General features: G+C 46.5%; 10 protein-coding genes. 5 read left to right on the top strand and 5 right to left on the bottom strand.

Translation table 11 applies throughout. The annotated features are described in order from the left end of the window. Nucleotides 1–392: 392 nt before the first annotated feature. From BZG77_RS03645 to BZG77_RS03635, 3 genes are all read right to left on the bottom strand, one after another. Entirely contained in the window at nt 393–1,019 is a 627-nt protein-coding gene (locus BZG77_RS03645) for a GNAT family N-acetyltransferase (protein ID WP_077646230.1), read from the bottom strand. A 167-nt stretch (nt 1,020–1,186) separates the two neighbouring features. Further along, nucleotides 1,187–2,065, bottom strand: coding sequence for a DMT family transporter (locus BZG77_RS03640; RefSeq protein ID WP_077460821.1), 879 nt, complete (start codon nt 2,063–2,065; stop codon nt 1,187–1,189). A gap of 326 nt (nt 2,066–2,391) precedes the next feature. Beyond that, complete coding sequence (locus BZG77_RS03635; RefSeq protein ID WP_021024047.1) at nt 2,392–4,371, bottom strand: replication initiator protein RctB domain-containing protein; 1,980 nt, start codon at nt 4,369–4,371, stop codon at nt 2,392–2,394. A 1,360-nt stretch (nt 4,372–5,731) separates the two neighbouring features. On the opposite strand from BZG77_RS03635, the gene BZG77_RS03630 reads away from it, so the two are divergent. From BZG77_RS03630 to BZG77_RS03615, 4 genes are all read left to right on the top strand, one after another. Beyond that, entirely contained in the window at nt 5,732–6,940 is a 1,209-nt protein-coding gene (locus BZG77_RS03630; protein WP_077460967.1) for a ParA family protein, read from the top strand. A gap of 9 nt (nt 6,941–6,949) precedes the next feature. Further along, the gene (locus BZG77_RS03625) at nt 6,950–7,921 is read left to right on the top strand and encodes a ParB/RepB/Spo0J family partition protein (RefSeq protein WP_077460820.1); all 972 of its coding nucleotides are present in this window, start codon (nt 6,950–6,952) and stop codon (nt 7,919–7,921) included. A 102-nt stretch (nt 7,922–8,023) separates the two neighbouring features. Then, a complete protein-coding gene (locus BZG77_RS03620) occupies nt 8,024–10,063 on the top strand; it encodes a GNAT family N-acetyltransferase (protein ID WP_077646229.1) in 2,040 nt (679 codons plus the stop codon). 504 nt (nt 10,064–10,567) lie between these two features. After that, entirely contained in the window at nt 10,568–12,232 is a 1,665-nt protein-coding gene (locus tag BZG77_RS03615) for a DUF342 domain-containing protein (RefSeq protein WP_077646228.1), read from the top strand. A gap of 166 nt (nt 12,233–12,398) precedes the next feature. Here the strand turns inward: BZG77_RS03615 and BZG77_RS03610 are convergent, their stop codons facing one another. Together BZG77_RS03610 and BZG77_RS03605 are read right to left on the bottom strand one after the other, a co-directional pair. Further along, nucleotides 12,399–14,330: an EAL domain-containing protein gene (locus tag BZG77_RS03610; protein ID WP_077646227.1), complete on the bottom strand. Its 1,932-nt coding sequence runs from the start codon at nt 14,328–14,330 to the stop codon at nt 12,399–12,401. Between the two features lie 6 nt (nt 14,331–14,336). Then, nucleotides 14,337–15,002: a transglutaminase-like cysteine peptidase gene (locus BZG77_RS03605; RefSeq protein ID WP_077646226.1), complete on the bottom strand. Its 666-nt coding sequence runs from the start codon at nt 15,000–15,002 to the stop codon at nt 14,337–14,339. A 387-nt stretch (nt 15,003–15,389) separates the two neighbouring features. On the opposite strand from BZG77_RS03605, the gene pdxH reads away from it, so the two are divergent. Beyond that, complete coding sequence (pdxH, locus tag BZG77_RS03600) at nt 15,390–16,028, top strand: pyridoxamine 5'-phosphate oxidase (RefSeq protein WP_077646225.1); 639 nt, start codon at nt 15,390–15,392, stop codon at nt 16,026–16,028. Nucleotides 16,029–16,084: the final 56 nt, after the last annotated feature.

Here is a 16,084-nt window from a genome sequence, read left to right as displayed (position 1 = left end):
CTACGTTTTAACGTTAGCAGAGAAGATAGCGTCGTCCTATCAAAATACGACGGATAATATTTGGGATCATGGAAAAGAAAATGGATAAATGACCGGTAAAGTACAAACTTCAGTGTTGAATCAAGCCACTAACATCATAGTGATCAAAGTCACATTTTTAGATATTGATTGGCGATGATACCGACGYTAAACCTATATAAAAAAACCTTCATATTTTTGACTCTTTTATTAATAAGCGTGCTTGGTTTGCCAACAGTCCTATTCATTGAGCGTTGCGAGGGTGAATGGTTATTTTAATGAGGGGATGGATCACTGAACGGTGATGTATCACCGTTCTTAATCGAGGGGGTGAAAGCGAAATGGCCAAGGCCTGGCGAGCGCTCAATCTAAATTCATGTATGCGGCTGGTACGCAACTGATGCGGCCGTTTGGAGAGAAGATGTTTGGGCTGCTGTTTTTTGTTGCGCGACGGGGACCTGGCTTTGCAGCCATTCTTCACGTAAGACGCCATAGCGCAGTGAATCGTAATATTCACCTTGATAGTAGCGGACAGCGCGTAAACGCCCTTCTTCGCGCATGCCTAGCGCTCTGGCGCACCGCATCATGCCAATATTCCCGGACCAGGTCGTTAGACCTATGCGATTCACCGCGTGGCGGGCAAACAGTTGGTCTAGCCATAGTGTCAGCGCTTGCCGCCCTGTTCCTTTTCCCCAACATGCGGGATCAAAGATGGTGATCCCTACTTCAAGCCATCGCGTGCGCTTGTCTTCCCAATAATAAGTAACGTAACCGACGGGCTTGTTATCAACGCAGATAACTTGAGCGGTATCTCCTGCAAGAAAACGCCGGAAAAGGCCAAACCGAAACGACCAATAGGATACCGGCTCAATAGGACTGTAAGGCGCGTCGTATTGCTTCCACGCACGGGAATGGTAGATATTATGCCAAAAATAGCGCGCTTCTTGACGCTGTGCTGCGCGAATACTCACCGCAGCGTGATGGGATAAGTCGACGTCCATGTAGGCTTATTGCTCTCCTGCTCCTTGTTACCATACGATCGGCGACGGCTCTGACACGTCAGAGCGACGCATGGTGGGGGTTACCCATAAAGGCATCCAGTTTAACTCAATTAACCACCACATTGGCTACCTCCGTCTCACTTTCTTTTTAAAAGTGTAGACGCTTATCAGCGTTGACGGACAGTTTGGCGCGTCGATTGCTGAGACAGCCCAACGCCCAATAGAACAAATCCTCCCCCGATAATATGATATGGCGTTAAGACTTCCCCTAGCCAGATGACGGCGATTATTGCCGTCATCACCGGTAATAGATTCATATACATTGCGGTGCGACTGGCCCCATTGAGCGCGATCGCCTGTAGCCAAATTGCCGGTGCAAGCACCGATGCGCCTAAGGCGGCAAATCCCACTAATGGGTAAGCTTCAGTCGCAATGTTTTGGCTGGGTGCCGCCAAAAGCACGGGGATCAGCATGATTACCGCGAATAAGGCCTGCACATAAACGGAGACCCAATTAGAAATCGCCATCGACCATCGTTTCAATAACACACAATACAGTGCATACGACGAAGCACAAATTAACATGAGTCCATCGCCAATGGTTGCCCCACTGGTCAACAACGTTAGCGGTTTTCCCATTGTCAGCATATAAATCAGCCCAGAGATAGATAACCCTGCACCGACAATGGCTCGCACTGTAAGTGGCTGAGACAGTAGTTGAATGCTCATAAAGAGACTGAGCATTGGGACCAAAGACATGATCAATGCCATATTCGTCGCTGTGGTGGTTTGCGCAGCAAAATAGGCGACAGACTGGTTTGTGACCATGCCAAGTAAGGCGAGTAAGGCAAGCCGCGGCGCGTAGGTTATCACCGCACGCCGCTGACGCCATAGGGTAGGTAGGCAAAAGGGAGTAAGCACCAAGATGGCAAAGAACCAACGGTAAAAGGCCATCGCACCAGGTGCAATGACCGCCACTGACATTTTGTTTACGATGGTATTCACCGACCAAATAAAAACCGCGGCAAATGGCAACAGAACCGGCATAACTGCCTCATTGAAACGCGAATCGCGTGTAATTAAAACAGGCAGTTTACAGTGTAAATAGAAGAATGAAACCAAGTCGATAGAAACAGTTAGGGTGGGACTATGATAGGCGACCATGTCGAACGGGTTGTGCAAGCAATACAAGGTACAACTACGCGAAAAAACAATCGGAAAAAAAGCGGGCAAGGGCCCGCTCGGCAAGCATTTAGCCAAACGATGTCATAAAGACATCAAATAGGACAAAGGTATCTATCGGGATCTATATTAACGCCAATCCGTGAATGCATGTCAGTTATGCGTCAAGCCTGTACAAAATAACGGAGTTGTTAGCCACTCATTGCAATGTCATCTAACGCTCTAAGCACTTGCCCATCCAGGTGGCCGTCAAACACGCGTTGACACACTTTACGGCGCACCGCTAACCCTGAGATTAATTTCTCAATAGATAGGTGACGTTCCTGCTGTTGCTGATTAAAAAATTCAATCGTACGGCTGAGTGTTTCATAAGGCACCACTTGATCACCAACGCGTAACCAATCAAGCTTTTCTAGATAACCTTGACACTCTTCAGTGATCACTGAAGACGGATGCCCTGTCATTGCTGAGAGCGCGGTGATACTGCGTTGTAATGCCTCTTCTGAGGTATATTTAGAGAGAACGATGGTCAGCTCGTCAGCATTGATCTCAACCAGATGCTTGCGTTGCTTAACACGGCGCCCCAAACGGCCGCTGGTTTTCTCTTTGCGTTGGATAGGTTCAAACTCGCCATCGATGATCCCGGACAGTTGATCAAGGTCTTGGCTGGGTAAGATCTCGTTGCGCAATGGGTTTGGCATGGTTGGCGCTAGCGAGCGTTTACCCTCGTTATACATTTTAGCGCGGGAGTAACGGATCACTTCATCGACATTACATTTAATATCCATCCGGTAATCCGGATATTTTTTTTCATCGTCTTCGCGTGTCAGCGTTAGGTGATATCCCCAGAGGTTTACCGCAAAAATCGATTCAGTGACTTTGCCTTCTGCCAGTTTTCGAAGCTCTCTAATCAAATCACTCGAAAAACGTCGCCATTCAATGTTACGCGCCATTTTTTGGTTTAACTCGCTCAGTAGCATCGAATCTTCCAAACGACGCGACATACGGCTTCTGAAGAGCGAATAGAGCTGGAATACCAGTGTATGCTGACGCAAAATTTCAGGCGGGAACAAGAAGAAGTAATCACGCGTCATCAATTCTTCAAAAAACGACGGCTCCCACACCAGGATATACAGATTGGGTTTAATTTTAACTTCCCCATCTTCACCTTCTTTTGGTGCTTCCTCTGATGCGGTAATGGTCCGAGCTAAAAAGCGGAAGCGATCACTTTTAAACCCTTCAGGCATGTTTTCACTCAGCCAACGGCCGGTCAATTCGTGGAGTTGAAAATCCGTAAACTCGATTCTATCGATGCTTTCTCGGATTGCATCACGTGCCGGTCCACTGTCTTTTTTACCCCGTAGTTGCAAAATATCAGTGATGTAAATGGGGGTTTTATTGCCAATCGATTGGGTTTGTAGCTCGTAATTCGGTAAGTGGTGATCATGGTATTGCACGGTTAACGTAAATAATGCGAATAACGTCATCAGATCATCCACCGTCATGATCGACTTGGCTGATCGTGTCTCAATAATGGCTTTGGTCCCGCTGATCGCAACCATTGATTTTTGATAGGCTTTTTTTGTCCGTGGCGGCGCCAAAGCTTGATCAATGATCCCCGCCCAGCTTGTTGGAGAAACCAAAATCTGATCTTTTTCGCCAGGCATCATTGGGGGCGTTCCCAGTCCGTGCTCGCTCAGAAGTTGGCGGTTTACTTGCGTTTGTGCCAGCGCTTTAGAGCGTTTTTGTTTGACTTCATCTCGGCTTTTTTCTGTCATCAATCCCGCACTGCCAAGTGATGAAATGAGACGGCTTGGATTGACAAAGCGGTGGAGCATCGTTTTACCTGCCAGCCCTTCTTCAAAACGAACCGGCTGCTGAAGAAAAAGGCCTAATTGCACCGCCGCACGTAATCGTTGCTGAATGGCAGCACGTGTTAGTTGACCGTCGGTGGCGTCAACAAGCTCTGTGGTAGAGACATAGCCATCTTGAGATGAAAACCCGCGCACTGAAATCAAATTGAGCAGTTCTAAGATGCTTTTGGTCACCCCTTTAAAATGCTCATATTGCGCAAGCCAGTCGACCAGTTGTCCATGCACTTCGAAGAGATGCCCGTCTTTGTGGGAACGAGGTGCTTTTATTAATATTTTTTCCGGTTTACTGGCACTCATGTCAGTTAAGATCCTTCATAGCAGGCGTACTCAAAGCGCATTATTCTTTAATGTTGAGGTGACGAAAGCCGTAAATCGATCACACTTCCAGGGAAATCCTAATAAAAATAGACCCAAAAAGAAAGATCTTTTTTATTGCATCTTTTAACTGATCTTTATGATTATTCTGATCTAATTTGATGATCTGATCTTATGATCCGGGCGATGAAAAATCTATAGGTAACTGATTTATATGGATTATGAAATAACCCTTCTCGAAAGCATGATCAACAAAGCATTGGAGGCATGATCAACATACTTCACCAACGATGATCAAGTAAGGCCTGAACCAATGATCATCAGCGTATCGCATCAATGATCAAACAATTACTGCATCAATGATCAAGTGTATTCCACACGTTATCCACAACCTCGGAACGCTTTTATTTGTTTGGATGATGTTATCAGAGCCAAACAGCCGTGTTTTCATCATGGAACAATGATCAAGTGATGCGAATTTTGCTCAATCAGACGGAATGCTGCCTATGTTGTGAGCAATGTGGCGAGAAAGTCGTGTCTCGCCTGCTCAAGTTGAAATGACATTAACAGTATAATCGCCATCAGTCAGCATGTGTCCGGATGCGGAACAATGATCATGTATGATGATCTTGTTGTTCAAGAGTCAGCTTATTTCTCATCAGTCGTACGATCGGCGAAGAAAATCGCGACGGATCGTCCTGGATCCCTTGGTACACCTGACATTGTCCGTAAATTAGCGGTTTGGATATATCGTTCCGATTAAGATACTGGCACTATTCAATCAGAAATATAACTTGATCATCGTTCCCAGGCTTATTGAGACATTGCGGTTGAATTTGCTGGTGATTTCATCGCAATACGTACTTGATCATGCTTCCTATCTACTCATGTTATCAACGAAAGCATGATCAAGGCTATTGAATCCATCGCTTTATTTTCCTTGATCATGCTTTCGGGAAATAGGATCAAATGGCATTAATATTCATCGCATATCGCCAAAATGTGTAATAGAGGGTCGATCCTACTGATGATATCGATAAAAAATGGTCAGTTTAATGTTGAAATATCGACAACCGTAAATTAGCCAACCAAATACAAGCTTCCGTATTTATTCGCCATTTACATTGTAAATAAGTGACACTGTGACATTTTAAATCTTACTATGATTGGCTCTGATAATATTGGTTGAATTTGACATCAATGGTGATGATATTCAGCCCCACCCTATAATTACAATTGTGAGTAGGATCTGTATTTTATTGGCATCTGTTCACCTTTTTATTGTCTTTGGTGGATTATGCTGTACAATCGACGATTATTTCTCGTGATGGCGAAAAAGAATATGGATAGGGAAAAGACGATTGAAAACCTCCGCAATATCGCGGCGCAGACAAAGCAAGTGCAGTCTGATCGTGTGGAGATTGTCATGGAAGAGCGACATGATCAGCTCTTTCCGCCCATGTCGAAAGCGTTAATGGAAACACGTTCAGGGCTTACGCGGCGCAAGCTTGATGAAGCGATCTCTCGCATGGAGCAAGACGGGCATCAATTTACCAAAAATAATGCCAATCATTACTCCATTACCCTGGATGAAGCGCATCAAATTATGGACGCCGCGAATGTTCCGACGTTTCATGAACGTAAAGGCAAGACGCACAAACCTTGGGTTGTGAACATTCAAAACCAAAAAGGGGGCACCGGCAAGTCTATGAGTGCGGTGCACTTAGCGGCTTGTATGGCGCTGAATCTTGAGAAACGTTATCGCATTTGCTTGATTGACTTAGATCCGCAAGGCTCGTTGCGTTTATTCCTTAACCCACAAATCAGTTTGACGGAACAAGAAGGGATTTATTCTGCCGTTGATGTGATGTTGGACAATACGCCCCAGGCTGCTGACAAAGATTTCATGATGCGTAATGTCTTGCTGCCGACACAATATCCTAATTTGAAAACCATGGCTGCCTTTCCTGAAGACGCCATGTTTAATGCGGAGGCATGGCAAGCGTTAGCAACCAGCCAGTCGCTGAATGTGGTGGAGTTATTGCAAGAGAAGGTGATTGATCCAATCAGTGATGAGTTCGACATCATTATGATTGATACGGGACCTCATATCGATCCACTGGTTTGGAATGCGATGTATGCGTCTAACTCTTTAGTGATCCCCTGCGCCGCGAAGCGACTGGATTGGGCATCGACGGTGAACTTTTTCCAACATCTTCCCCAAGTGTATGAGATGTTTCCGGAAGACTGGCACGGATTAGAATTTGTGCGTTTAATGCCAACCATGTTTGAAGATGATAATAAAAAACAGATTTCTGTCTTAACTGAAATGAATTATCTTTTAGGTGAACAGGTCATGATGGCGACGATTCCTCGAAGTCGCGCTTTTGAGACCTGTGCCGATACCTATAGCACGGTATTTGATTTGACGTCACAAGATTTTGAGGGCGGTAAAAAAACGTTATCAACGGCGCAAGATGCGGTGCATCGAGTTGGACTCGAACTCGAACGTGTGCTGCATAGCTACTGGTCTCAGCTCAATCAGGAGTAAAAAAGAAAAATGGCAATTAAAACCTCTGATTTAAATGCGCGCTTGTTTGCAAAGGCGGATAAACGCCGAGCAACAACATCACAAGAAGCGCAGAGCGCGGCGAGCGAGAGAGCGGCAGTGATCGAGTTAGCTGTGGCGGGTGAGCGTACCGTCGAGTTTGAACTTGTTAAAGTCCCAGCGTTAACGATCCGAGATAAAACAACAGTATTTGATAAAAATGCGCGTGAGCAGTCGTTTCTTAACGAATTGGCATTATCAGATATTCTGACCACCTTAAAAGAGCACGGACAACAATACCCGGCTGTTGGGCGGTGGCTTGATGACGGTCGTATCGAGGTCCTCGATGGCAGCCGGCGCCGTATGTCTTGTATTATTGCAGAGCAGGACTTTCTGGTATACGTCGCAAAAGGGATCAGCACGCGTCATGCTAAGTTTTTGTCGGATGTCGCGAATGCGCACAAACCTTTATCCTTGTATGAACGCGGTAAAGAAATGCAAGCCATGTTAGACAGCGGTGACGTCAGTGATCAAAAGGCACTGGCGAGCGCATGTCAGTGTAGTGAAGCATTAGTCAGTGGTGCATTAAAGGCAGCTGCCCTGCCCTTGCCACTTTTGCAAGCTTACCCCAGTGTCTCTGAATTGGGGCGCCCGACTATCGTCAAACTCCACCGTCTGTATTTTAGCCTTGATAGCCAATCGCAAGCGCAGTTGGTGGCTATGCTAGGTGAGACACCGTTATGGCAACAAGTTGATGCCCAAGGCGTGACACGCATTACGCGCGAAGTGACCCAGCGAATTGAGCAATATAAAGATGAGCTTGTGGCGCCGCAGCCGAGTGAAAAAGAACAAGCTCAGACCTTGTTAGAAGGACGCGCGTCTTATCGTCGTAAAGGCAATAATTTGAGTATCAATTTGAAAAAAGTGAGTGATCAAGATGCTGAGCAGATCTTGGCGCTGATAAAGGAACACTTTAACGGTTAACGCGTTCAAATCGAATAAAAAACGGCACGCCTTTGCGTGTCGTTTTTTTTTGCATGGTATCATCCTCTTTATCTGCTAAATCGACAAAACGGAACGCGTCCTATGGGGACATCAACGACCTCATCAACTCTGCAACAGTTTTTTGCAGATTTAATTCATTCCGCCACATTGCGTGCTCATCGACAATTGGTGTGTATCGATTATCCTCTTAATTTTATCGTGGCAGCCTTTGACGAGGCCGCTACCCCGCTGGTTATCGGTCATGCCGATGAAGGATTAAGTTGGCGTCAAGCGCGTCAAAAGCTGGGACAAGAGTGCGGGCATATCGTGGTTGAGGTGGGCGCCGATTTTAATGCCGAAGCGTTTTGCGCTATTGCAGGCTGCTGTCGGGCGGGATCATTAATTCTTTTACGACTAGCGGCGCCAAAGGAGGCATTGCCGCCTTCTGTGCAGCGTTTAGTCAGACAGCTAGAGCTAAATGAATCGGTCGCCTTCTTTCTACGTCATCAGGTGCGTAGGCCCGCGGAGGTGTTACCTTTGCCTGGCCAACATGAGGTGAGACAAGAGAATGCGATTGAGGCGGTCAAGAAAGTGGCCACGGGTCACCGGCGTCGTCCCTTGTTGTTGACGGCCGATCGTGGTCGTGGAAAATCGGCAGCGTTGGGAATCGCGGTGGCACAGTTAGTCATGAACAAACCACGAAAAATTTTGGTCAGCGCACCGACGCCCGCGCATGCCGCAACCTTATTTAGTCATATTAAGTCAAGTTTGGGTATAGAGACCCAAGGTCAGGTAATTGATTATCAAGGTAGCGATATCCGCTATATTGCCCCCGATACCTTGTTACAAGAAACGCCGTTGGCGGACCTTCTTTTGATTGATGAAGCGGCGGCAATCCCATTGCCGATGTTGAGCCAATGCTTACATCAATATAGTCGCGTGGCCATTGCAACCACAGAGCATGGTTATGAAGGAACCGGACGTGCGTTTACGATAAGGCTGAAACAATTACTGGATGCAGAGCAACCACAATGGCGACCATTGAGATTAACTGCACCAATGCGATGGGCGGATAACGATCCGGTTGAACGTGCGCTAAATGCATTATTCTTGCTCGATGTCGATCCGCCTGAGTTACTGATCAGTGACGACCAAAGCCAACCCGTTAAGTTGGATAGTATCGTCGTTCAGTGTTTATCTCCCGCACAGCTATTGAGTGATGAGGCCTTACTGCGTTCATTATTTGCGTTGTTGCTGGCTGCGCATTATCAAACGTCGCCGAATGATTTAGCACGTTTACTTGATGACGATTCAATCATTGTTTGGGTGGGAAGCGTCGCGGGCGAGTTGATCTCTGCGTGTGTGATCAATGAGGAATGCCGTCTTAGTGCCGACTTGAGCCGGGCGGTGGTTGCGGGGCAACGTCGCCTTAAAGGCCATCTTCTCAGCCAGTCGCTCGCTGCCCATCTCGGCGATCCAGCGATTTTGCACCAGAGCCTTTGGCGAGTTGAACGAATCGCGGTAGCCGAATCTTACCGATCTCAAGGGTTAGGTCAGCAGCTTATTACTGCTGTGGCTCAGGAGGCAAGCAAGCTTGAGATGTCGTGTCTCGGGGTGAGTTTTGGTGCGACGGCTCGTCTTAGTCGGTTCTGGTTGAAGCAGGGGTTTGAACCAATAAAACTTGGCTTGAAGCGCGATCAAGCCAGTGGTTGTTATTCTTTACAAATGGTAAAGCCAATCAAACGGCTAGCGTGGTTGCAGGACGGTGTCGCCTTGTTTCGTCATAGCTTACCAATTCAATGGATGACAACTCATCAGGCCATGGAGGTTGATATTGTTGGCGCTATGATGTGCTTCTTATCTGATAAGCCACTAGCAGGCTGTATAGACCAACAGATTAAAGGATTTATTGCCGGGGGCGTTGGTGTTGAGGCGTCATTGGCAAGCCTACAAATGTGGTTACGTCACCACGTTAAAGCCTTACCTTCGCTTCCAGACGATAATGCGCTCTATGTATTGATCAGTCGGATTATTCTTGGCCATTCGTGGTCTACGGTATGTGCGCGGTACCGACTGACGGGTAAAAAACAAGCCGAAGCGATGATCCGTGACTATGTTACGCGCCATGACGTCAGTGAGTGATTCAGGCCGTTTTGATAGAGCTATTGGTTCAATTTACAGTGTAAAGATAAGGAAGCGTCAAACGTATCAATTTACACTGTAAATTCACATAAGGCTGTAAATAGAAACATACCTGTTAATGCCAACATAGCTTTCACTACACATACCACGCTCCATGTGAATACAGCGCTCAATGCAAACATAGTAGCCAATGAAACGAGGCTCGGCTGAGATTTACAGTGTAAATCCTCCATCATAGAAACTGAGATACTTACTAAGTAGTGATCAAATAAATCCTATCGTGCTCACGTTTTTACTAGAGATCCTGCTTCCAAGATGACTAAACCTGTATAATTTATTACCAATGAGATAATTACCTTCAGCAATGTACGACGTAGGCTAACCTAATCGTTGTTAAGGTTGTGGTGAGGCGTGGCGTTTTGTTCTATGACGAGACGAAAGCAATGTCATACGGTTGGAGCATCATATCGATAAAGCCGTAAGGCGTTATTGGCAGGGAGCGACATGCTAGACGATATCCTCCGAGTTTCTCAGGATGGGCAACGTGTGTATTTATCGGCCGGTAATACTCAGCACACGAGTGAACAACCGATAGAGAAAAAACAAATTAAGGATTGGTTGGTGCATCACCAGGCCGACGCCTTCTTTTGTTTCGACGATACGATAGAGTCGGCTTTAACCAAGCTGAATACGTCCAACGATAATAGCGAGTCAGAAGACTTTATTATCGCCGAGCGACGCGATGCCACAATAGAAGCCCGTATCGCAGATGATAAGATGACGGCCTATCTTATCGTTAATGGTGCGTGTGGTGGGCGAGGTCTTAAAGGTGATGATATTCTGTCGACACTGCGTGAAGCAAATATTGTTCGTGGTATCAAAAAACCAACCTTACAAAAACTGTTGTCTGCTTCTGGACGATTAAAACCCGGTGAATATATGGATGTGCCCGTAGCCTTTGGCCGACAGCCAGTGGCAGGAGAAGATGCGCACATTGTCTACTTAATAGAAGACCCCGCCGATCGCGTCCGTCGTCCAAGAGAGCGAGAAGATGGCACGGTAGACATGCGCGACCTCGGTGAAATGGTCATGGTGAAGCAAGGTCAACCTCTCGCAAAACTCGTGCCCGAAACGGCAGGCTATGAAGGCTTTACCGTAACCGGCTCCGTGCTCTCAACGTCATCAGGTAAACCGATGACATTAGCGGCCCACGAGGGCAGCGCATTCAGTAATAAAGATCCTAATATTCTTATTGCGACCCTGGCAGGTATCCCGCGTTTGCAAAATGACGGCGTTGCAGTTGACGATGCGCTGAGTTTAGATGTTGTCGATGTAGGCACCGGTCATGTCAATTTTGAAGGCAGCGTCGTCATCAAAGGCGATGTTGAAGTCGGCATGAAAGTGATAGCGTCGGGGACGGTGACAGTCGGCGGTGTGGTTGAGTCTGCCACGATTAGCGCGGGGGCTGATATTATTGTTCAAAACGGTATTATTGGTCGACAAGTTGCTGCGGACTCAGACATCAACTGCATCTTAGTGGCTGATGGCAACATAGTGGCGAAATTTGCCCAATACGCGACTTTGTGCGCAAACAAAAACGTCGAGCTGACCTTGCATGCGATGCATTGTAATACGCAAGTGGGGCAGTCGCTTACGATAAGTGACACCACTAAGCGCAAAGGTACACTTGCAGGTGGGAAACATGAAGTCGGTGAAAAGCTTCAGGCGGTCATTGTGGGGGCCAGTGCGGGGGCACATACCTATATCCATTGTTTTCCGAGGTTACCTCTTCTCAAGCGGCAAATGGTTGAACTGAATAAAGATTGGGAAGATAAAACGGCGCAACTCGATAAAGTAAAAGCGGCGGAAGCGAAGCTAGAAGCGTTACCACCCGCCAAACGTGATGCGGCGATGGTCGAGCGCATTACCTCAACAAGAGATAACTTATTTGAAGCACTTGATGAAATTGAGAAGGCGATAGAGGAAACAGATACCACCATAGAAGCGTCTTATCGTGCAGCCAGTATCACCGCCACTAAATCACTGCTAAATCGTGTACACTGCACCATTGGAGAAGAAAAACACAGTATAAACTCTGAGCATGGCCCTTCGGTTTTGTTTTATGATAATGCAGCGATAGAGCTGAAACCCTACCAGCAAAATAGCTAGCGTTGATTCACAGTGTAAACGTAATTTACAGTGTAAACCCAACGACGGTGTAACCCCAATTTACAGTGTAAATGTTTTATCTTCGGCGACGTATCGTTGCACAAAAAAATCGCGTTACTGAGGTAACGCGATTTTTGATTTGAACGCTTCGCAAGCGTCTAACCATTTAGTTCTCTTTGTCCGTATTACTGAAGATATACCCTTGGAAGCCATTAACGAACAGTTCAGAAAGATGAGCGAGCTGCGCTTCTGTCTCAACCCGTGTGGCAATGGTCGTGATATTTAGATTGTGCGCTGTACGACAAATGGAGGCCAGGACATTGTCTTGCGCATCGTCCTCAATATGGCTTGTATACGCGAAATCAATTTTAACGTAATCGGGCTTAAAGCGTTGCAGATAATCAAGCGATTGAAAATTACGGCCGTAATTATCGACCCCGAATTGGAAGCCGGCTTGGCGAATTTGATCCGTGAGCAGACCTGTATGATCGGCATAGCGAACAAATGCTCCCTCTGGAATTTCAAAAAGTAGTTGGCCGGCAAGTCTACGGTGTTGACCCAAGATTGTCCCCAACCAGCGAATAAAGGATGCGTTGGTTATACTACTCAAGGTCAAGTTCACGGCGAGAGGGCCAACACTTGGATCTTGATCTAGTGCTTTAAGCACATGTGACACGACGTGTTTATCTAGAATCTCGCCCATTTGAAGCTGTTCTACCGCCCCTAAGAAATGACCGGCGCCATAATAGTTGCCCTCTTTTTCAATCGCTGAGAACACTTCCTGATGGAGACGGTTGGACTGACTGTCGGTGGCTGACTGATATTTGAACACAAAGAGTTCTTTCGCGACGGCCTCATGAAGCAGTGTTTTCCATTGCTGTTTGCCCATCGCCGCATCACCAATAGAATGGTCGATTAAGGTCAAAGGGTGCTCAGGCGTATTTCGTGCCTGTGAGAGTGCGTTGTCAGCTTGTGACAGCAATACACTGGCCTTTTGGTTGCCGCCGCCATTGACCGCTAACCCGACAGCAACCTTGGGTTGTATCAGCTCTGATGAATCCGCTTGCATGTCGACGACTATGGCAATGACGCGTTCGCCTAATACAAGCAAATCCTCAGAATCGGTGTTGGGTGCCAATACGACAAACTCGTCTTTGCTCAACCTTGCCGCTGTCATGTTATCGTCGCTGATAATGGTGGTTGTTAAGTGGTTGGCGAACTGCTCTACGACAAGATCGCCGGCTTCAAACCCCTGGTTTTCATAGGCGTCGCTGATAAGGTCTACTTTGATGAGCGCCATTCCACCAATACCAGACTCTGTTAACCAAGAATTAAGTTGAGCGACATAAAAACTACGGTTTCCAAGGCCTGATACTGGGTCACGATAAGCGGCTTTTCGCAGGCGATCTGCTTCGTTTGCTTGTTGTTCAAAGTAACGCTTAAGTTGGTCTGTCATGACATTGATCGCATTAACGACCGTTTTGAGATCGGTCGTAGGTGGTAAAGGAATGGGATCGCCAAATTTGTTTTTCGCAATCTCGTCTGCTTTTGCGGTAATACGAGCAAGCGGTCTTAGGGAGCGTTGCAGTTGCCAGCCGATAATTAATGAAGCAATAACAAAGATGATTGCCATGATTGTGCCGAGTTGAACAAAGGACTTCCATAGTTGTTGATAGGCGTAGCCAGGATGGGCAACGATTTCTACTTCAGCAAGTTGCATCCAGCCGCTGGTGATGGTTTGCTTTTCAGTGATGACGGGGAAAATATCTAGATTGATAAACCACTGCGGCACACCTTGGATTTGGACGGGATATTCTCGCGTAATCTCACTGTTATCAGACAACAAGGTAAGATTAACTTCGCGATAGAATCCTCCATCAAAAAAAGCGTTTATTACTGATTCGGCTGCCACCTTATCATCCGATTCAAGGTAGGGTGCGAGCGCTAGCCCCATTGAGTTCACGGTATTGTTGACATCAGAGGTTTGTTGACTGAGTAAAAAATTCCGCGTGGTGTTGAGTTCTATACCGAAGACGCCCAGCACTATGCAGAAGAAAATCACCAGCATCCACGTAAATATTTGATTGAATAACGTCATCGGTGTTTACCTATCGTATTGTCTAATCGGTTTTTGCATTTCTAGCGACTCGACACGAGTGCGCAAATCATTCCAAAGGCCAAGCCTTGAGGCGTTGCCCGCTAGTTCACCTTGTCCACGCTCTTTCATTAACCATAATCGGCTACCATTAAAACTATAGATAGGTAACAGATCGCGGCGTAATGACGCGCGTTTAATCTTTGGGTCTAAGTTGTCTAATAGCACCGGCTCGGAAGAAGGGGTTGGGTAATAAGCGACGACCATATGGAATTGGTCAAGGCGGATGGCTTTGACGTAAACAAGCCGCAACTTTTTATCATCGATACCTAATTCTCGTAGCGAAAAATACTTAGCGATACTAAAATCTTCACAATCGCCAGCAGCAGCACCAAGAAATTCAAGCGGCGTTGCCCAATAGTCTTTTTGGCCCCACAAGTCGATATCATCCACAAAATACAGTTGGTTGAAAAAATCATTGACGCGGTCGAGCTTATCGAGCTCTGATAAATCTTGACTATTTTCGACCATATTCCGCCATGCGGTAACGCGTTTACCTGCACGTTCACCGTAAAAGTTAGCGACTTTATCGACCCAGCGTGCTTCCTTTGTCGTCAGTCCAACCGTCCCAAATGAGATAAACAGGATCAGGACAATGATGTGCCATCGCTTCATTACTGATTGTCTCTCTCTTCTAAGGACTTAGTGACATCGCTTGATGCGTCGTTATGTCCAAACATAGTTTAATTTGACCAAGGTCTACTCAGTTTGCCATACCTTAAACATGAGTCATAGCAGTGCAAGATGGCTTTCTAAAAACGCAACTTACTGATATCAAAATAATGTCAAAATACTGCGCCTTGACGGCCTTTTCCTCGTATCAGTGTGAGTACTTTCTAGTCTAGATGAGCGAGTCACTTTTCACCGTATTGCTAGGAATAGGGTGACTTTGGTTAAACCATAAAAAGTCGCCTGGTAGGCGCCATGTATAGCTGAAAATCAACTTGTTAATCAGCGTTTTCCTGCGCAAAATAGTGGAAAGTAAATGAATGGGAGATAGCAATGGATTTGTCCGATATTCGACGAGAATATACAAAAGGGGGATTGCGTCGCGACGATTTGCCGAGTACGCCAATGGATCTGTTTGAGCACTGGCTGCAGCAAGCGATTGATACTCAGGTGCCCGATCCGACCGCGATGACGATTGCGACTGTTGATGAGCATGGGCAGCCTTTTCAACGCATCGTGTTATTGAAAGATTTTAACCAAGATGGCTTTGTATTTTATACCAATCTAGGCAGTCGCAAAGCACAACACCTCAAGGAAAATAGCCAAATTAGTTTGCATTTTCCATGGCACTTTATCGAGCGGCAAGTCCACATTATGGGTGAAGCCGTGCCTTTGAGTAAAAAAGACATTTTTAAATATTTTACGTCTCGTCCAAAAGAGAGCCAAATTGCGGCGTGGGCGAGTAAGCAGAGTGAACGATTGTCTGCGCGATCGGCGCTAGAGGGAAAATTTTTAGAGCTGAAAAAGCAGTTTGAGAAAGGTGAAGTGCCGGTCCCCACTTTTTGGGGCGGTTATCGTGTGATACCTAAGAGCATTGAGTTTTGGCAAGGCGGTGCGCATCGTTTGCATGATCGATTCTTGTATCAACGGCAAAAAGATGAAAGCTGGGACATTGAGCGCTTAGCGCCGTAAACCTGCGGAAGAGGCCAATATAGCGATATATTGGCCTCTTTGTTTGTCGTTTTGTG

The organism is Salinivibrio sp. IB643, from assembly GCF_001996105.1.
Lineage (GTDB): Bacteria > Pseudomonadota > Gammaproteobacteria > Enterobacterales > Vibrionaceae > Salinivibrio > Salinivibrio costicola.
The sequence above is the reverse complement of the archived record's forward strand: the minus strand, read 5'-3'. Positions and strand labels throughout refer to the sequence as shown.